A 17,335-nucleotide genomic window follows, 5' to 3' on the forward strand; every position below is an offset into this window, starting at 1 on the left:
GGACCTAGAGGTATTTGCTGATTTGCTTGAATTCTTCCAGCGGCGCGTGATCGCCGCTGCCGAGGGCGGCCACGCTGTGTTCCAGGCAGTGGTCGATATGGTCCTGGATCAGGGTGCGCTTGGCCTGGCAGACGGCTTTTTCCACGGCATGCAGCTGCTGGGCGATATCCACGCAGGGGCGGTCGGCCTCGAGCATGCCGATGATGCTGCGCAGATGCCCTTCGGCGCGCTTCAGGCGCTTGATGATGGCCGCGTGGCTCTGGTGCAGGTGCGGTGCTGGTGGTGTGTCCATCGAGGGCCCCGTGCGTGCCTGGTTGATGGCATCAGGTTATCCCCCCTGGGGGGATGCTGGCAAGGCGGCGGGGCGAGCGCTGGGCGATAGGGGAAGGCCGGCCGGCGGCGCGCGGGTAGCGCACCGCTGGCGAGGCCAGGGCGGGGGAGGAGGGCGCCGCCTCGTGAGCATTGCCCTGCCGCGGGCACCCCGGTACCTGACCAGTGACGTATGGGGAGTGTCGACGGCGCCGTCACGGTAAGAGCCGCGCGTAGGGCGGTCAATTGCGCTTGGCGAACTTTGGTTCGGTAATCGGTCGCAGTCGGCAATTCGCCGGCAGGCTCTGTAGGCCCGGCTGCTGGCGCAGGGTCGCCGCCAGCCGCGTAACCGGCCATTCCAGCAGGGCGCGAGGCAATCTGTGTGCGCTTATCGAACACTCGGGCGCCGCCCGAATTGCGCCGGGCGCCGTCGATCTCTAGTGTCGGGCCCGGATTCCAGGGCCTGTGCTCGCTGTGCGCGGTTGCTCGACCGTGCGCCGGGGCTGCAACCGTTCATCCCCTGCCTGCCCGCCGGGGCTGGTGCCCGGCCCGGAATCGGTGACAATCTGACAAGAGGCTGCGACAAAACACCGCGCCGCCCCATAACAACAAACAGAGTGCCTTGCCCATGGACAGTTGCCTGCTGAGTGATGGCAGCCGTGTGTTCGAGCGTGCCGACCCCTACGCGGTGTCGAGCTACGTCAACCAGCACGTCGGTTGCCACGATATCCGCCTGCCCACCGTCGGGCGGCCGGAGGCCTCGCTCAATCACCGCAAGTTCGCCAGCCTGGACCTGTGTCGCATCAGCTATGGCGGCAGCGTGCGGGTCACCTCGCCGGCGCTGGAAACCATCTACCACCTGCAGGTGCTGCTGCGCGGCCATTGCCTGTGGCGCGGGCGCGGCGAGGAGCACTATTTCAGCCCGGGCGAGCTGCTGCTGATCAACCCGCATGATCCGGTCGACCTGACCTATTCGGACGACTGCGAGAAATTCATCGTCAAGCTGCCCTCGGACCTGCTCGACAAGACCTGCCGCGACAGCCAGTGGCTGCGCCCGGCCGAAGGCATCCGCTTCGCCCCGCGGCACAGCCTGCAGCAGCTGGACGGCTTCATCGGCCTGTTGCAGCTGGTGTGTGGCGAGGCCGAGAGCGCGCAGACGGTGGCGCAGGTGCAGGAGCAGTACACCCGCATCATCGCCACCAAGCTGCTGGCGCTGCTCAGCAGCAACGTCAGCCGGGTGTTGCCGGGGCAGGGCGATGCCAGCTTCGAGCGCATCGTCCAGTTCATCGAGGACAACCTCAGGCAGGACATCAGCGTCGAGCAGCTGGCCCAGCTGGCCCACAGCAGCCCGCGTTCGCTCTATGCGCTGTTCGAGCGGCACACCGGCACCACGCCCAAGGGCTTCATCCGCCAGAAGAAGCTGGAGCAGATCCGCGCCAGCCTGAGCGACCCGGCCTCGCGGGTACGCAATGTCACCGAGGTGGCGCTGGACTACGGCTTCCTTCACCTCGGGCGCTTCTCCGAAAGCTACAAGAGCGCCTTCGGCGAGCTGCCGTCCGATACCCTGCGCCGGCGCGAGTCCTGAACCTATCTCCGTGCGCACCGGGGCCATGTACGGGCCTTGTGGTGCGCGCGGCGCACCCTACGGCTATCCAAACCTGCGCAACCCTCTCTAGTCGGCCCATCCTGGGCCGGTCGGGCACTCCGTTAATCGCTGCAGGCCGCGTATTCACTGGCTTGTACGACTTTGGTCGAGCCGCGCCGGTTTTTGCAGAAAACGGATAAAGGTCCTGCACAAAGCGGATATTGCCCGTCAGTCCCAAGTCATAGCCTTCATACCGTTGACACAATAACAACGGAGCCATGGCGATGAACCTGGGACTCGACTACCTGAACGGCCTGCTGCAAGAAGACAAAGAACAGGGCATTTTCCGCTGCAAGCGGGAGATGTTCACCGACCCGCGCCTGTTCGACCTGGAGATGGAGCACATCTTCGAAGGCAACTGGCTGTACCTGGCCCACGAAAGCCAGATCCCGCAGAACAACGACTACTACACCACCCACATGGGGCGCCAGCCGATCTTCATCGCGCGCAACAAGGAGGGTGAGCTCAACGCCTTCATCAACGCCTGCAGCCACCGCGGCGCCATGCTCTGCCGCTTCAAGAGCGGCAACAAGGCCACCTACACCTGCCCGTTCCACGGCTGGACCTTCAACAACAACGGCAAGCTGCTCAAGGTCAAAGACCCCAAGGAAGCCGGCTACCCGGACAGCTTCGACTGCGATGGCTCCCACGATCTGAAGAAGGTCGCGCGCTTCGAGTCCTACCGCGGCTTCCTGTTCGGCAGCCTGCGCGAAGACGTGGCGCCACTGGAAGAATTCCTCGGCGAGTCGCGCAAGATCATCGACATGATCTGCGACCAGTCCAGCGCAGGCCTGGAAGTGCTGCGCGGTTCCAGCACCTACGTCTATGAAGGCAACTGGAAGCTGCAGGCCGAGAACGGCGCCGACGGCTACCACGTCACCGCCGTGCACTGGAACTACGCCGCCACCCAGCAGCAGCGCAAGCTGAAAGAAGCGGGCGACGACATCCGCGCCATGAGCGCCGGCGGCTGGGGCAAGAAGGGCGGCGGTTTCTACTCCTTCGAGAACGGCCACCTGCTGCTCTGGACCCGCTGGGACAACCCCGAGGACCGTCCGCTGTTCGCCGACCGCGAACGCCTGGCCGCCGAGTTCGGCGAGGCCCGCGCCGACTGGATGATTGGCCATTCGCGCAACCTCTGCCTGTACCCCAACCTGTACCTGATGGACCAGTTCGGTTCGCAGCTGCGCGTGGCCCGGCCGCTGTCGGTGGACAAGACCGAAGTGACCATCTACTGCATCGCGCCCAAGGGCGAGTGCGCCGAGGCGCGTTCCCGCCGCATCCGCCAGTACGAAGACTTCTTCAACGTCTCCGGTATGGCCACTCCCGATGACCTGGAAGAGTTCCGTGCCTGCCAGCAGGGTTTTGCCGGCCGCGCCATGGAATGGAACGACATGTCGCGCGGGGCCAAGCACTGGGTCGACGGCGCCGACGAGTCGGCCCAGGAAATCGACCTTCACCCGCTGATGAGCGGCGTGCGCACCGAGGATGAGGGCCTGTTCGTGCTGCAGCACCACTACTGGCAGCAGCAGATGATCGAGGCGCTGAAAAAGCAGCAGGACCAGCTGATCCACGTGGAGGGCGCGTAAATGAGCCTGACTTATGACGCCGTGCGCGATTTCCTCTACCGCGAGGCGCGCTACCTGGACGACAAGCAGTGGGACGAGTGGCTGGAGCTGTATGCCCCGGACGCCGAGTTCTGGATGCCGGCCTGGGACGACAAGGACGAGCTGGTGGAAAACCCGCAGACCGAGATCTCGCTGATCTGGTACGGCAACCGCAGCGGCCTGGAAGACAGGGTGTTCCGCATCCGCACCGAGCGCTCCAGCGCCACCATTCCGGACACCCGCACTTCGCACAACATCAACAACATCGAGATCGTTGAGCAGGCGGAGAGTCTGTGCCGGGTTCGCTTCAACTGGCACACCCTGAGCTTCCGCTACAAGACCGTCGACCACTTCTACGGCACCAGCTTTTACACCCTGGATACCCGCGGCGAGAACCCGCTGATCAAGGCCAAGAAGGTGGTCCTGAAGAACGACTACGTCAGACAGGTCATCGACGTTTACCACATTTAAGTCCGCTGCAGCGTTGCCGGCGGGAGCCCTGGGCTCCCGTCACGGGTTGCTGCATGCCAAAACTGCCTAGCGAGGTGCGCCATGAGCCACAAGATCGCCCTTAATTTCGAAGACGGAGTGACCCGCTTCATCGACGCCAAGGTCGGCGAAACCGTCGCCGATGCCGCCTACCGCCAGGGCATCAACATCCCGCTGGATTGCCGCGACGGCGCCTGCGGTGCCTGCAAGTGCTTCGCCGAAGGCGGCCGCTACGACCTCGGTGACGACTATATCGAGGACGCCCTCAGCGCAGACGAAGCCGAGCAGGGCTATGTACTGACCTGCCAGATGCGCGCCGAGAGCGATTGCGTGATCCGCGTGCCGGCTTCCAGTGACCTGTGCAAGACCCAGCAGGCCAGCTTCGAAGCGGCCATCAGCGCGGTGCGCCAGCTGTCCGACAGCACCATCGCCCTGTCGATCAAGGGCGAGGCGCTCAATCAGCTGGCGTTCCTGCCGGGCCAGTACGTCAACCTCAAGGTGCCGGGCAGCGAGCAGACCCGCGCCTACTCGTTCAGCAGCCTGCCCAAGGATGGCGAAGTCAGCTTCCTGATCCGCAACGTGCCGGGCGGGCTGATGAGCAGCTTCCTCACCGGCCTGGCCAAGGCCGGCGACAGCATGACCCTGGCTGGCCCGCTGGGCAGCTTCTACCTGCGCGAGATCAAGCGGCCGTTGCTGCTGCTGGCCGGCGGCACGGGCCTGGCGCCCTTTACCGCGATGCTGGAGAAGATCGCCGAGCAGGGTAGTGCGCATCCGCTGCACCTGATCTACGGGGTGACCAACGACTTCGACCTGGTCGAGATGGACAAGCTCGAGGCCCTGGCCGCGCGCATCCCCAACTTCACCTACAGCGCCTGCGTGGCCAACCCGGACAGCCAGTACCCGCACAAGGGCTACGTCACCCAGCACATCGAACCCAAGCACCTCAACGACGGCGAAGTGGACATCTACCTGTGCGGTCCGCCGCCGATGGTCGAGGCCGTCAGCCGGTTCATCCGCGAGCAGGGCATCGCCCCGGCCAATTTCTACTACGAGAAGTTCGCCGCGTCGGCCTGAGCCGGACGCACCATTGAGTGAGGTGGGCAAGATGAACAAGCGTTTCCAAGACAAGGTCGCCGTGGTCACCGGCGCCGCCCAGGGCATCGGCCGCCGGGTCGCCGAGCGCATCGCTGCCGAGGGCGGTCTGCTGGTGGCGGTGGACCGCTCCGAGCTGGTCCATGAGCTCAATGAGCAACTGGGCAGCAACGTACTGTGCCTGACCGCCGACCTGGAGCAGGCCGGCGACTGCCAGGCTGTGATGCAGGCCGCCGTGGCGCGCTTCGGCCGCCTCGACATCCTGGTCAACAACGTCGGCGGCACCATCTGGGCCAAGCCGTTCGAACACTACGAAACGGCGCAGATCGAGGCCGAGGTGCGTCGCTCGCTGTTCCCCACCCTGTGGTGCTGCCACGCGGCGCTGCCGCACATGCTGGAGCAGGGCGCTGGCGCCATCGTCAACGTCTCCTCCATCGCCACCCGCGGGGTCAACCGCGTGCCCTACGGCGCGGCCAAGGGCGGCGTCAACGCGCTGACCGCCTGCCTGGCGTTCGAGACCGCCGAGCGCGGCATCCGCGTCAACGCCACCGCCCCCGGCGGCACCGAGGCACCGCCGCGGCGCATCCCGCGCAACAGCGCCGCGCCGAGCGAGCAGGAGCAGGGCTGGTACCAGCAAATCGTCGACCAGACCGTCGACAGCAGCCTGATGAAGCGCTACGGCACCATCGACGAACAGGTCGGCGCCATCCTTTTTCTCGCCTCCGACGAGGCCTCCTACATCACCGGCGTGACCCTGCCGGTGGGCGGCGGCGATCTGGGCTGACAGCTTCGTAGGATGGGTTGAGCCGTAGGCGATACCCATCAGATCGGGCGATGGGTATCGCTGTGCTCAACCCATCCTACCCAGCGCAAACAACGCAGTTCACAACAAAAACAACAGAGAGAACCTTGCCATGCGACAGATAGACGTACACCAAGTCATCGACAACGCGCGTTTCACGCGCTTCCACTGGATGGTCATGTGCCTCTGCGCACTGCTGCTGATCTTCGACGGCTACGACCTGTTCATCTATGGCGTGGTCCTGCCGGTGCTGATGAAGGAGTGGGGCATGACCCCGCTGCAGGCCGGCGCCCTGGGCAGCTACGCGCTGTTCGGCATGATGTTCGGCGCCCTGTGCTTCGGCACCCTGGCCGACAAGATCGGGCGCAAGAAGGGCATCGCCATCTGCTTCGCCCTGTTCTCCGGCGCCACCATCGTCAACGGCTTCGCCAGCAACCCGACCGAGTTCGGCATCTGCCGTTTCCTCGCCGGTCTCGGCTGCGGCGGCCTGATGCCCAATGCCGTGGCGCTGATGAACGAGTACGCGCCGAAGAAACTGCGCAGCACCCTGGTGGCCATCATGTTCAGCGGCTACTCGGTGGGCGGCATGCTCTCGGCCGGCGTCGGCATCTACATGCTGCCGCGCTTCGGCTGGGAGTCGATGTTCTTCGCCGCCGCCGTGCCGCTGCTGCTGTTGCCGCTGATCCTCTGGCTGCTGCCGGAATCGGTCGGCTTCCTGGTACGCCAGGGGCGTCACGAGCAGGCCCGCGCCATCCTCAACCGGGTCGATGGCGAACGGGCAATCGGCGCCGATGATCAGCTGCTGCTGAGCGAGACCAAGGGCAAGGGCGTGGCCGTGTTCGAGCTGTTCCGCGACGGCCGCGCGCTGCGCACCCTGTGCCTGTGGCTGGCGTTCTTCTGCTGCCTGCTGATGGTCTACGCGCTGAGTTCCTGGCTGCCCAAGCTGATGGCCAACGCCGGCTACAGTCTGGGTTCCAGCCTGTCGTTCCTCCTGGCCCTGAACTTCGGCGGCATGGCCGGCGCCATCCTCGGCGGCTGGCTGGGCGACCGCTTCAACCTGAGCAAGGTGATGGTCGGCTTCTTCGTCGCCGCCGCCGTGTCGATCAGCCTGCTCGGCTTCAAGAGCCCGACGCCGCTGCTGTACGGCCTGATCTTCGTCGCCGGCGCCACCACCATCGGCACGCAGATCCTGCTGTACGCCGGTGCCGCGCAGTTCTACGGCCTGTCGATCCGCTCCACGGGCCTGGGCTGGGCCTCGGGCATCGGCCGCAACGGCGCCATAGTCGGGCCGCTGCTGGGCGGCGCGCTGATGGGCATCAACCTGCCGCTGCAACTGAACTTCATGGCCTTTGCCATCCCCGGCGCCATCGCCGCCCTCGCCATGTGCGTGTTCGCCATCAGCGCCAAGCGCCGGCAGAGCGCAGGCGCGGCGCTGGTCGGCGCCAAGGCCTGAGCCTTAACCCTCTAACTGGAAGCGTGAAATGAGCCAAGTCCTGATCGAAAGCGTGTCGGCGGTGATCGTCGACCTGCCGACCATCCGCCCGCACAAGCTGGCGATGCACACCATGCAACAGCAGAGCCTGGTGGTGATCCGCGTACGCTGCAGCGACGGCCTCGAAGGCATCGGCGAGTCGACCACCATCGGTGGCCTGGCCTACGGCAACGAGAGCCCGGAGAGCATCAAGCGGAACATCGACAGCCATCTCGGCCCGCTGCTGGTCGGTCAGGACGCGGCCAATATCAATGCCGCCATGCTGCGCCTGGACAAGGCGGCCAAGGGTAATACCTTCGCCAAGTCCGGCCTGGAAAGCGCGCTGCTCGATGCCCAGGGCAAGCGCCTGGGCCTGCCGGTCAGCGAACTGCTCGGCGGCCGCGTGCGCGACAGCCTGGAAGTGGCCTGGACCCTGGCCAGCGGCGACACCGCCAAGGACATCGCCGAGGCCGAGCAGATGCTCGATCTGCGCCGCCACCGCATCTTCAAGCTGAAGATCGGCGCCAACCCGGTGGCGCAGGATCTCAAGCACGTCATCGCCATCAAGCAGGCCCTGGGCGAGCGCGCCAGCGTACGGGTTGACGTCAACCAGGGCTGGGACGAGTCCCAGGCCATCCGCGCCTGCCAGGTGCTGGGCGACAACGGCATCGACCTGATCGAACAGCCCATCTCGCGGATCAACCGGGCCGGCCAGGTGCGCCTGAACCAGCGCAGCCCGGCGCCGATCATGGCCGACGAATCCATCGAGAGCGTCGAGGACGCCTTCAGCCTGGCGGCTGATGGGGCGGCCAGCATCTTCGCCCTGAAGATCGCCAAGAACGGCGGCCCGCGCGCCGTGCTGCGCACCGCGCAGATCGCCGAGGCAGCCGGCATCGCCCTGTACGGCGGGACCATGCTCGAAGGCGCCATCGGCACCCTGGCCTCGGCCCATGCCTTCGTCACCCTGCGCCAGCTGACCTGGGGCACCGAGCTGTTCGGCCCGCTGCTGCTGACCGAAGAAATCGTCACCGAGGCGCCGGTCTACCGCGACTTCGCCCTGCAGGTGCCGCGCACCCCCGGCCTCGGCCTGACCCTGGACGAAGAGCGCCTGGCGTTCTTCGCCCGCAAGTGACTGAAGGAGAGAACCCATGCTGTTCCACGTAAAGATGACGGTGAAGCTGCCGGCCGACATGGACCCGGCCAAGGCTGCACAGCTCAAGGCCGACGAGAAGGAACTGGCCCAGCGCCTGATGCGCGAAGGCACCTGGCGCCACCTGTGGCGCATCGCCGGGCACTACGCCAACTACAGCGTATTCGACGTGGCCAGCGTCGAGGCCCTGCACGACACCCTGCTGCAGCTGCCGCTGTTCCCCTACATGGATATCGAAATCGACGGCATCTGCCGCCATCCCTCGTCGATTCACAGCGACGACCGCTAAGCCCCGACAACAACAAACCGAGGTATACCGACATGACCGTGAAAGTCTCCCACACTGCCGAAGTCCAGGACCTGTTCAAGGAGGCCAGCGGCCTCAACAACGACCAGGGCAGCCCACGGGTCAAGCAGATCATGCTGCGCATCATCAGCGACGCGGCGAAGATCATCGAAGACCTGGAAATCAGCGACGACGAGTTCTGGAAGACCGTCGACTACCTCAACCGCCTGGGCGGGCGCCACGAAGTCGGCCTGCTGGTGGCCGGCCTGGGCCTGGAACACTTCCTCGACCTGCTGCAGGACGCCAAGGATGCCCAGGCCGGCCTCAGCGGCGGCACCCCGCGCACCATCGAAGGCCCGCTGTACGTGGCCGGCGCCCCGCTGGTTGAGGGCGAGGCGCGGATGGACGATGGCACTGAGCTGGACCAGGCCACCGTGATGTTCCTCGAAGGCGTGGTGCGCGACACCGACGGCCAGCCGGTGGCCGGCGCGGTGGTCGACCTGTGGCATGCCAACACCCAGGGCAACTACTCCTACTTCGACAAGAGCCAGAGCGCCTACAATCTGCGCCGGCGCATCGTCACCGACGCCGAGGGCCGCTACCGCGCCCGCAGCATCGTGCCGTGCGGCTATGGCTGCGCCCCGGACGGCCCGACCCAGGAATGCCTGGACCTGCTCGGCCGCCACGGCCAGCGCCCGGCGCATATCCACTTCTTCATCTCCGCGCCGGCTCATCGTCACCTGACCACCCAGATCAACCTGGCCGGCGAGAAGTACCTGTGGGACGACTTCGCCTACGCCACCCGCGACGGTCTGGTCGGCGACATCCAGTTCGTCGAGGACGCCGCCTGCGCCCGCGACCGCGGCCTCGAAGGCAGCCGCTTCGCCACCCTGGAATTCAACTTCCAGCTGCAGAAGGCCCCGGCGCCGGCCGCCGAGCAGCGTAGCGCCCGCCCGCGCGCCCTGCAGCAGGCCTGAGGAACGTAGGGTGCGCTGTGCGCACCAATGATGCCGCGTGTCGTTGCCATGGTGCGCGCGGCGCACCCTACGACGTGGACCCCGTGCGTGCGCACGGGTCCCACAAACAACAAGAGCGTTTCCCAAGGAACGCCATGCCTACCTTGCGAGGCCCCATGCACGCCTTGTTCCGCGATTTCTCCCTGTCGGCGCTGGTCGCCGGCTTCATCGCCACGGTCATCTCCTACGCGGGGCCGCTGGTGATCATCTTCCAGGCCGCCGACAGCGCCGGCCTGTCCCATGCCGTAGTGGCCTCCTGGGTGTGGGCCATCTCCATCGGCAGCGCCGTGCTCGGCATCGCCTTGAGCCTGCGCTACCGGGTACCCATCGTCATCGCCTGGTCGGCGCCGGGCTCGGCGCTGCTGGTGTCGCTGCTGCCGCAGGTTAGCCTGAACGAGGCGGTCGGCGCCTACATCGTGGCCAACCTGCTGATCCTCTTGGTCGGCCTGTCCGGCACCTTCGACCGCATCATCGGCCGGCTGCCGGGGGCGATTGCCGCGGCCATGCTCGCCGGCATCCTGTTCAGCTTCGGCGCCCGGCTGTTCCTCTCCATCGACGAGCAGCCGGCCCTGGTGCTGGCGATGTTCGCCACCTACCTGCTGGTCAGGCGCCTGGCGCCGCGCTATGCGGTGATGGCGGTGCTGCTGGTCGGCACCCTGATCGCCCTGGCCGGCGGCCAGCTGCGCCAGGAGGCGCTGGTGTTCGAGCTGGCCACGCCGCTGTGGATCAGCCCCGAGTTCAGCCTGGCGGCGACCCTCAACATCGCCTTGCCGCTGGTGCTGGTGGCGCTCACCGGGCAGTTCGTGCCGGGCATGGCGGTGCTGCGCGCCGCCGGCTACCAAACCCCGGCCAGCCCGATCATCACCGGCAGCGCCCTGGGCAGCCTGCTGCTGGCGCCGTTCGCCTGCCACGGGCTGAACCTGGCGGCGATCACCGCGGCCATCTGCACCAGCCGCGAGGCCCATGAACAGGCGGACAAACGCTATGTCTCGGCGGTGGTCGGCGGCGCGGTCTACCTGCTGTTCGGTTTGTTTGGCGCCACCCTGGTGTCGCTGTTCGCCGCCTTTCCCCAGGCGCTGATCGCCGCCCTGGCGGGCCTCGCGCTCTTCGGCGCGATCGGTGCGGCACTGGCAGGTGCCATGGGCCAGCCGGATGACCGCGAGGCGGCCCTGATCACCTTTTTAGTCAGCGCCTCGGGCATGAGTTTCCTCGGCCTGTCCGCGGCCTTCTGGGGTCTGCTGTTCGGCATCGCCGCGCACCTGCTGCTGAGCTGGCGCACACGCCCGGCAGCGGCCGCCGCCACGCCACTGGCCGAGCCCGCCGCGCCGGCCCGCCAGCCCTGAATCGGCCGCCTGCGCGGGTGCGCAGGCGGCGCTCCATCCCGCCCGATCTTGCGATGCCGGGTCCCGTCAGGGGCCGGGGCGGGTTTCTGCAACCTGGTAATAACAATAAGAGTACTTGCATGAACAACCACCACAAACGCCACTCCAGCCTTCTGTGCACGGCCATTGCCGCCGCGATTCCCGGCCTGGCCAGCGCCGCAGAAGGCGGCTTCATCGACGGCAGCAGCGCGACCCTGAACGCGCGCAACTACTACTTCAGCCGCGACTTCTCCGACATAGTCGGGCCGAACCAGCAGTCCAAGGCAGAGGAGTGGGCCCAGGGCTTCATCCTCAACTTCAAGTCCGGCTATACGGAAGGGCCGGTGGGCTTCGGCGTGGACGCCATCGGCCTGCTCGGCATCAAGCTCGACAGCGGCCGCGGGCGGGTCAACAGCGGCCTGCTGCCGGTGCAGGACGACGGCGAGGCGGCCGACGAATACAGCCGCCTGGGCGTGACCGGCAAGATGCGCCTGTCCAAGACCGAGCTGAAGGTCGGCGAGCTGCAGCCGAACCTGCCGGTGCTGGCGTTCTCCGATATCCGCCTGCTGCCGCCGAGCTACCAGGGCGTGAACCTCACCTCCAGCGAGATCGCCGGGCTGACCCTGCAGGCCGGCCACCTCAACTCCACCAGCCTGCGCAACGAGGCTGGCGACGACCAGATGATCGCCATGCTCGGCCACCTGCCGCAGCGCGGCGCGGTCAGCGATGCCTTCAACTATGCCGGCGGCGACTACGCCTTCAATGCTGCGCGCAGCACCGCCAGCGCCTGGTACGGCCAGCTGGAGGACATCTACAACCAGCGCTTCCTCGGCCTCAAGCACAGCCAGCCGCTGGGCGCCTGGACCCTCGGCGCCAACCTCGGCTACTACGACGCCCAGGAAGACGGCGACCGCCTGCTCGGCGACATCGACAACCAGGCGTTCTTTTCCCTGCTGTCGGCCAAGCACGGCGGCCACACCTTCTACCTCGGCTACCAGGCCATGTACGGCGACAGCGCCTTCCCGCGGGTGTTCGCCAACATCGCGCCGCTGGGCAACGAGGTGCCGACCTACGAGTTCGCCTCGGCCGACGAGCGTTCCTGGCAGGTGCGCTACGACTACGACTTCAGCGCCCTGGGCGTGCCGGGGCTGATCGCCGGGGTGCGCTACATCGAGGGCGACAACGTCGACACCGGCCGCGGCTTCGAGGGCGAGGACTTCGAGCGCGACCTGGATATCGGCTACGTGGTGCAGAGCGGCCCGCTAAAGAACCTCGGCGTGCGCGTGCGCAACGTCACCGCGCGCTCCAACTACCGCAGCGACATCGACGAGAACCGGCTGATCTTCAACTACACCTGGAACCTGCTGTAAGCGGCTGGTCGGCTTTGCGCACCCTACTCGTAGGTTGGCGTTGAGCGCAGCGAAGCCCAACGGGCTGGCTCGTTGGGCTTCGTCGCGTTGCTCCTCAACCCAACCTACGCCTGGTTGCCCTTGCAACATGCAATGGGCTCATCGCCGTTCAATTCAAGGAGTGATTATGTTGCGTTATTCCCACGGGCCCTGGTGGCAGGGCCTGGCCGCGCTGTGCGCGCTGGGCACCCTGTGGCCGGGCGTTTTCGCCTTCTGGGCGCTCGGCGCCGCGCTGCTCTGCGGCCTGCTGGCGGCCATCGCCTATGCCCGGCGACCGCCGTTGCCCGCGCCGCAGACCTTCTATGTCGAGGTGCCGGTTCCCGCGCCGGCTGCGCCCAGCGCCGAGCCGCCGCCGGCTGCGCCGCTGCTGCCGGATCTGGGCCGGCCGCTGGGCGAGTTGCTCGACAGCATCCAGCGCAGCGAGGCGGACATGCAGTACGCCACCGAACTGGCCCGCGCCGGCGGCGAGAAGGTGCAGGCCAGCGCGACCAGCATCCAGGACGCGGCGGCCGCCATCGAGCAGCTCAGCGGCTACATGGGCGAGGTGGAGCAGCTGTTCAACGAGCTGGGCGCGCAGTCCACGCGCATCGCCGCGCTGGTCGGCGGCATCCAGGACATCGCCCGGCAGACCAACCTGCTGGCGCTCAATGCGGCCATCGAGGCGGCGCGGGCCGGCGAGCAGGGCCGCGGCTTTGCCGTGGTCGCCGACGAGGTGCGCCACCTGGCCACCCGCGCCAACGACTCCAGCGAGCAGATCCGCCAGATCGCCGGCAGCCTGCAGCGTTCGGCCGACGAGGCGCGGCTCGGCATGCAGCAGGCCGCCGACTCCACCCGCAACGGCCTGGGCACCACCGGCGCGGCCCTGCAGGCCATGGCCGAGATGCGCGCCGGGGCCCAGGCGCGCCAGGAGATCGTGCTGCGCATCGTCGCCCAGCTGGCCGGCCAGCGCGAACGCACCCTGCACCTGCAGGCGCTGTGCGCGGCGGCCGACGCTCCCGGCTGAACGGGGCAGGGCGCCGCGCCGGGCCGGGGATGCTGGACTACTGTTAGGGAGAGCCAACACCAGTCCCTGCCTTGATCCAGCCCCGGCGGATGCGCGATGAGCGAAGCTGACTTCGATACCACCCTGGCCACCGATTTCGCCCGGGCCCTGCATGACGTCGATGGCGAACGCTGGTTTCGCCAGATGGCCGATGGCCTGCCGCTGATCGTGTGGACCGCCCGGGCCGATGGCGTGGTCGACTATTTCAACCGGCGCTGGTGGGACTACATCGGCTCCAGGCCCGCCACGCCGAGCGAAACCGGCTGGCAGGAGATGCTCCACCCGGACGATCTGCAGCCCACCCTGGCGCGCTGGCGGCAGGCCCTGGCCAGTGGCGAGGCCTATGCCATGGAGTACCGCTTCCTGCGCCCCGCCGACCAGACCTACCGCTGGCACCTGGGGCGTGCCGAGCCCCTGCGCGGGGCCGGCGGGCAGATCGTCAAGTGGCTGGGCACCTGTACCGACATCGACGACCAGAAGCGCGCCGCCGAGGCTCTGGTCCAGATCCAGGAGCACCTGCAGGAACAGGTGCATGAGCGCACCCAGCTGATCGAGCGGGTCAACACCCACCTGCTGGCCGAGGTGCAGAAGGGCGAGTACCTGCTGCGCCAGTTGCAGTCGCACAGCGACAACCTGGCGCGGATCATCGCCACCCAGACCCGCCTGGCCCAGGCCGAGCTGGACCTCGATCCGTTCCTCGAGCTGATGGTGCAGCAGATGCAGGCGCTGACCCCGGCCTCGGGCGTCGTGGTGGAGCTGGTCGAGGGCGAGGAGATGGTCTATCGCGCGGCCTGTGGCAGCGTGGCGCCTTTCGTCGGCCTGCGCCTGGCGCTGGGCAACAGCCTGTCCGGGCTGTGCGTGCGTTCGGCCTCGGTACTGATGTCACCGGATACCGAGGACGATCCGCGGGTCGACCGCGACGCCTGCCGCCGGATCGGCGTGGCCTCGATGGTGGTGGCGCCCCTGCTGCTGGCCGGCAAGGCGGTGGGCGTGCTGAAGATCATGGCGCAGCAGGCCAATGCCTTCAGCGCCAGCGATGTGCAGACCCTGCAGTTGATGGCCGGCCTGCTCGGCTCGGAGCTGGGCCACCAGGTCGATTTCGAGAACAACCAGCGCCTGCTGGCCGAACGCACCGAGGAAGTGGCCAAGCGCATGGCCTCCGAAGCGGTGCTGCGCGCCAACATGGAGCGCACCCAGCGCATCATCGAGAGCTCCCACGAGGCCTTCGTCTGCATCGACCCGCAGGGCGTGGTGTGCGACTGGAACTCCGAGGCGAGCCGGATATTCGGCTGGACGCGCGGCGAGGTGATCGGCCGCCCGCTGACCTCGCTAATCATCCCCGAGCGCCTGCGTGACGCGCATCACCAGGGTATGGCGCGCTTTCTCGAGAGCGGCCAGGGCCCGGTGATCAACCAGCGCGTCGAGTTGCCGGCCCTGCGCAAGGATGGCAGCGAGCTGATCGTGGAAATCACCATCAGCACCAGTGGCAGCGGTGCGCAGCGCGAGTTCAGCGCCTTCATGCGCGACGTGACCGAGCGCAAGCGCACCGAGCAGGAGGTGCTGCTCAACCAGCAGCTGCTGCGCTCGGTCACCGATGCGATTCCGGCCGTGGTGGCCTTCATCGACACGCGGGAGGTGCTGCGCTACTGCAACAAGCCGTTCCTGCAGACCTTCGGCAAGATCGAGGCGCAGTGCCTCGGGCATACCCTGCTCGAACTGCTCGGGGCCCAGGAGTACGGCTTCATCCAGCCCCATGTGCAGCGGGCCCTGGCGGGCCAGCAGACCTCCTTCGAGCGGGCGCTCAAGGTGCAGGACAACGAGCGCTACCTGGAGGCGCGCTACGTGCCGGAGCGGGATGTCGGCGGCGAGGTGCGCGGCTTCTACCTGATTCTCTGGGACATCACCGAGCGCTGGGCGCTGGAGCAGCAATTCCGCCTGCGCGCCCTGCGCGACAGCCTGACCGGGCTGCTCAATCGGCCGGCCCTGATGGAGGCGCTGGAGCACGCGTTCGCCGAGCACGGCCCCGGCAGCCTTGGCCTGGCCTTGCTGTACCTGGACATCGACCACTTCAAGGAGATCAACGACAGCCTGGGCCATGCCGTGGGCGACGAGGTGCTGCAGGTCTTCGCCGCACGCCTGGAGCGCCATGTGCGCGCCAGCGACGCGGTGGCGCGCCTGGGCGGCGACGAGTTCGTCATCCTGCTGCAGCACCTGCCATCGGTCGGGCATGCCTGCGAGGTGGCGGCCAAGATCATCGATGCCATGGCCGAGCCGCTGCACATCCGCCAGCACCAGCTGCAGGTTTCCACCAGCATCGGCGTGGCCATGCTCGACGGGCAGACGCCCTGTGTGCAGTCCTTGCTGGAGAAGGCTGACCAGGCCCTGTACCAGGCCAAGCAGGCGGGGCGCAGTTGCTTTGTCCTGGCGCCCTGAGCAGGGGCTTTCCCTGGGCGGGCCAAGGGCTTAAGGTGCGCCGATTGTTGGCTGGGGATGACCGATGGCGCGCTGGGACATTTTCTGCACCGTGGTGGACAACTACGGCGATATCGGGGTGACCTGGCGCCTGGCGCGCCAGCTGGTGGCCGAGCAGGGCGCGACCGTGCGCCTGTGGGTCGACGACCTGGCGGCGCTGCAGCGCCTGTGCCCGCAGGCCGATCTGGCGGCGGCGCAGCAGTCCATCGCGGGCGTCACCGTCTGCCACTGGCCGGCCGACTGGACGGCGGTGGAACCCGCCGACGTGGTGATCGAGGCCTTCGCCTGCCATCTGCCGGCGGCCTTTGCCGCGGCGATGGCGGCGCGCCCGCGCCAACCGCTGTGGCTGAACCTGGAATACCTGAGCGCCGAGGACTGGGTCGGCGGCTGCCACGGCCTGCCGTCACCGCAGCCGGGCGGCCTGCAGAAGTTCTTCTTCTTTCCTGGCTTTCGCGCCGACACCGGCGGGCTGCTGCGCGAAGGCGATCTGCTCGCCCGGCGCCAGGCCTTCCAGGCCGATGCGCAGGCGCGCCAGGCCTTTCTCGCCGGCCTGGGCGTGCCACCGCTGCCCGGGGCCCGGCTGATCTCGCTGTTCGCCTACGAGAATCCGGGTCTGGGCGAATGGCTGGACGTGCTGGCCGCCGGGCCCCGGCCGACCCAGTTGCTGGTGCCGCAAGGGCGCATCCTCGGCGATCTGCAGCGCTGGCTGGGCGAGGGCGAGCTGCGCCCCGGCCACGCCTGGCAGCGCGGCAACCTGCGCATCCACCTGCTGCCGTTCCTCCGCCAGGAGGATTACGACCTGCTGCTGTGGGCCTGCGACTTCAACGCGGTGCGCGGCGAGGATTCCTTCGTGCGTGCCCAGTGGGCCGCGCGGCCGCTGCTCTGGCACATCTACGAGCAGGACGAGCAGGCGCATTGGGACAAGCTCGAAGCCTTCCTGGCGCTGTACCTGGCCGAGCTGTCGCCGACCGCGGCGAGCGCCGTGGCCGGCTTGTGGCGGGCGTGGAACGCCGGGCAGGGCATGGGCGAGAGCTGGCTGGCGCTGGAACAGGTCTGGCCAGAAGTGGCCGAACAGGCCGAGCGCTGGGCCGCGCAGCAAGCCTCTCGTCCTGATCTTGCCGCGGCGCTGGCAGAGTTTTACCGAAATTGGCTATCATGCGCGGCTTAGAAATTCGTACCTCCATCAA

15 protein-coding genes are annotated in these 17,335 nt (G+C 67.5%); 14 read left to right on the top strand and 1 reads right to left on the bottom strand.

Annotated elements, in window-relative coordinates:
- Positions 1 to 4: 4 nt before the first annotated feature.
- Complete coding sequence (locus GV001_RS08870) at positions 5 to 292, bottom strand: metal-sensing transcriptional repressor (protein WP_160079268.1); 288 nt, start codon at positions 290 to 292, stop codon at positions 5 to 7.
- 645 nt (positions 293 to 937) lie between these two features.
- Here GV001_RS08870 and GV001_RS08875 point away from each other — a divergent pair.
- The 14 genes from GV001_RS08875 (at position 938) to earP (ending at position 17,316) form a co-directional block, all read left to right on the top strand.
- Positions 938 to 1,894 carry an AraC family transcriptional regulator gene (locus GV001_RS08875; RefSeq protein ID WP_160079269.1) on the top strand — a complete coding sequence of 319 codons (957 nt, stop codon included), beginning with the start codon at positions 938 to 940 and terminating at the stop codon, positions 1,892 to 1,894.
- Between the two features lie 284 nt (positions 1,895 to 2,178).
- Positions 2,179 to 3,540 carry a benzoate 1,2-dioxygenase large subunit gene (benA, locus tag GV001_RS08880; protein WP_160079270.1) on the top strand — a complete coding sequence of 454 codons (1,362 nt, stop codon included), beginning with the start codon at positions 2,179 to 2,181 and terminating at the stop codon, positions 3,538 to 3,540.
- Entirely contained in the window at positions 3,541 to 4,029 is a 489-nt protein-coding gene (gene benB / locus GV001_RS08885) for a benzoate 1,2-dioxygenase small subunit (protein ID WP_160079271.1), read from the top strand.
- A gap of 81 nt (positions 4,030 to 4,110) precedes the next feature.
- A complete protein-coding gene (benC, locus tag GV001_RS08890; protein ID WP_160079272.1) occupies positions 4,111 to 5,121 on the top strand; it encodes a benzoate 1,2-dioxygenase electron transfer component BenC in 1,011 nt (336 codons plus the stop codon).
- A gap of 31 nt (positions 5,122 to 5,152) precedes the next feature.
- Complete coding sequence (locus GV001_RS08895; RefSeq protein WP_160079273.1) at positions 5,153 to 5,923, top strand: 1,6-dihydroxycyclohexa-2,4-diene-1-carboxylate dehydrogenase; 771 nt, start codon at positions 5,153 to 5,155, stop codon at positions 5,921 to 5,923.
- A 130-nt stretch (positions 5,924 to 6,053) separates the two neighbouring features.
- The gene (locus GV001_RS08900) at positions 6,054 to 7,394 is read left to right on the top strand and encodes an aromatic acid/H+ symport family MFS transporter (RefSeq protein ID WP_160079274.1); all 1,341 of its coding nucleotides are present in this window, start codon (positions 6,054 to 6,056) and stop codon (positions 7,392 to 7,394) included.
- Between the two features lie 28 nt (positions 7,395 to 7,422).
- Positions 7,423 to 8,544, top strand: coding sequence for a muconate cycloisomerase family protein (locus tag GV001_RS08905; protein WP_160079275.1), 1,122 nt, complete (start codon positions 7,423 to 7,425; stop codon positions 8,542 to 8,544).
- Positions 8,545 to 8,560: 16 nt separating this feature from the next.
- Positions 8,561 to 8,851: a muconolactone Delta-isomerase gene (gene catC, locus GV001_RS08910; RefSeq protein WP_160079276.1), complete on the top strand. Its 291-nt coding sequence runs from the start codon at positions 8,561 to 8,563 to the stop codon at positions 8,849 to 8,851.
- A gap of 32 nt (positions 8,852 to 8,883) precedes the next feature.
- Positions 8,884 to 9,825: a catechol 1,2-dioxygenase gene (gene catA, locus GV001_RS08915; protein WP_160079277.1), complete on the top strand. Its 942-nt coding sequence runs from the start codon at positions 8,884 to 8,886 to the stop codon at positions 9,823 to 9,825.
- Between the two features lie 155 nt (positions 9,826 to 9,980).
- Positions 9,981 to 11,207 carry a benzoate/H(+) symporter BenE family transporter gene (locus tag GV001_RS08920; RefSeq protein WP_160083258.1) on the top strand — a complete coding sequence of 409 codons (1,227 nt, stop codon included), beginning with the start codon at positions 9,981 to 9,983 and terminating at the stop codon, positions 11,205 to 11,207.
- 119 nt (positions 11,208 to 11,326) lie between these two features.
- Positions 11,327 to 12,595: an OprD family porin gene (locus GV001_RS08925; RefSeq protein ID WP_160079278.1), complete on the top strand. Its 1,269-nt coding sequence runs from the start codon at positions 11,327 to 11,329 to the stop codon at positions 12,593 to 12,595.
- Between the two features lie 574 nt (positions 12,596 to 13,169).
- Positions 13,170 to 13,637 carry a methyl-accepting chemotaxis protein gene (locus tag GV001_RS20345; protein ID WP_372238582.1) on the top strand — a complete coding sequence of 156 codons (468 nt, stop codon included), beginning with the start codon at positions 13,170 to 13,172 and terminating at the stop codon, positions 13,635 to 13,637.
- 96 nt (positions 13,638 to 13,733) lie between these two features.
- Entirely contained in the window at positions 13,734 to 16,109 is a 2,376-nt protein-coding gene (locus GV001_RS08935) for a PAS domain S-box protein (protein WP_160079280.1), read from the top strand.
- A 64-nt stretch (positions 16,110 to 16,173) separates the two neighbouring features.
- Positions 16,174 to 17,316 (top strand): elongation factor P maturation arginine rhamnosyltransferase EarP, encoded by a 1,143-nt coding sequence (gene earP / locus GV001_RS08940; protein ID WP_160079281.1) that lies wholly within the window; start codon positions 16,174 to 16,176, stop codon positions 17,314 to 17,316.
- Positions 17,317 to 17,335 lie beyond the last annotated feature (19 nt).

The organism is Pseudomonas sp. 8AS (assembly GCF_902506505.1).
In the GTDB taxonomy this organism is placed as follows: Bacteria; Pseudomonadota; Gammaproteobacteria; order Pseudomonadales; family Pseudomonadaceae; genus Aquipseudomonas.

Excerpts from the sequence above, each read along its gene's own strand:
- benB (WP_160079271.1), top strand. The coding sequence starts at position 3,541 with ATGAGCCTGACTTATGACGCCGTGCGCGATTTCCTCTACCGCGAGGCG.
- benC (WP_160079272.1), top strand. The coding sequence starts at position 4,111 with ATGAGCCACAAGATCGCCCTTAATTTCGAAGACGGAGTGACCCGCTTC.
- GV001_RS20345 (WP_372238582.1), top strand. The coding sequence starts at position 13,170 with ATGGGCGAGGTGGAGCAGCTGTTCAACGAGCTGGGCGCGCAGTCCACG.
- GV001_RS08935 (WP_160079280.1), top strand. The coding sequence starts at position 13,734 with ATGAGCGAAGCTGACTTCGATACCACCCTGGCCACCGATTTCGCCCGG.
- GV001_RS08925 (WP_160079278.1), top strand. The coding sequence starts at position 11,327 with ATGAACAACCACCACAAACGCCACTCCAGCCTTCTGTGCACGGCCATT.
- GV001_RS08920 (WP_160083258.1), top strand. The coding sequence starts at position 9,981 with ATGCACGCCTTGTTCCGCGATTTCTCCCTGTCGGCGCTGGTCGCCGGC.
- GV001_RS08895 (WP_160079273.1), top strand. The coding sequence starts at position 5,153 with ATGAACAAGCGTTTCCAAGACAAGGTCGCCGTGGTCACCGGCGCCGCC.
- GV001_RS08875 (WP_160079269.1), top strand. The coding sequence starts at position 938 with ATGGACAGTTGCCTGCTGAGTGATGGCAGCCGTGTGTTCGAGCGTGCC.
- catA (WP_160079277.1), top strand. The coding sequence starts at position 8,884 with ATGACCGTGAAAGTCTCCCACACTGCCGAAGTCCAGGACCTGTTCAAG.
- GV001_RS08870 (WP_160079268.1), bottom strand. The coding sequence starts at position 292 with ATGGACACACCACCAGCACCGCACCTGCACCAGAGCCACGCGGCCATC.
- benA (WP_160079270.1), top strand. The coding sequence starts at position 2,179 with ATGAACCTGGGACTCGACTACCTGAACGGCCTGCTGCAAGAAGACAAA.
- catC (WP_160079276.1), top strand. The coding sequence starts at position 8,561 with ATGCTGTTCCACGTAAAGATGACGGTGAAGCTGCCGGCCGACATGGAC.
- GV001_RS08905 (WP_160079275.1), top strand. The coding sequence starts at position 7,423 with ATGAGCCAAGTCCTGATCGAAAGCGTGTCGGCGGTGATCGTCGACCTG.
- earP (WP_160079281.1), top strand. The coding sequence starts at position 16,174 with ATGGCGCGCTGGGACATTTTCTGCACCGTGGTGGACAACTACGGCGAT.
- GV001_RS08900 (WP_160079274.1), top strand. The coding sequence starts at position 6,054 with ATGCGACAGATAGACGTACACCAAGTCATCGACAACGCGCGTTTCACG.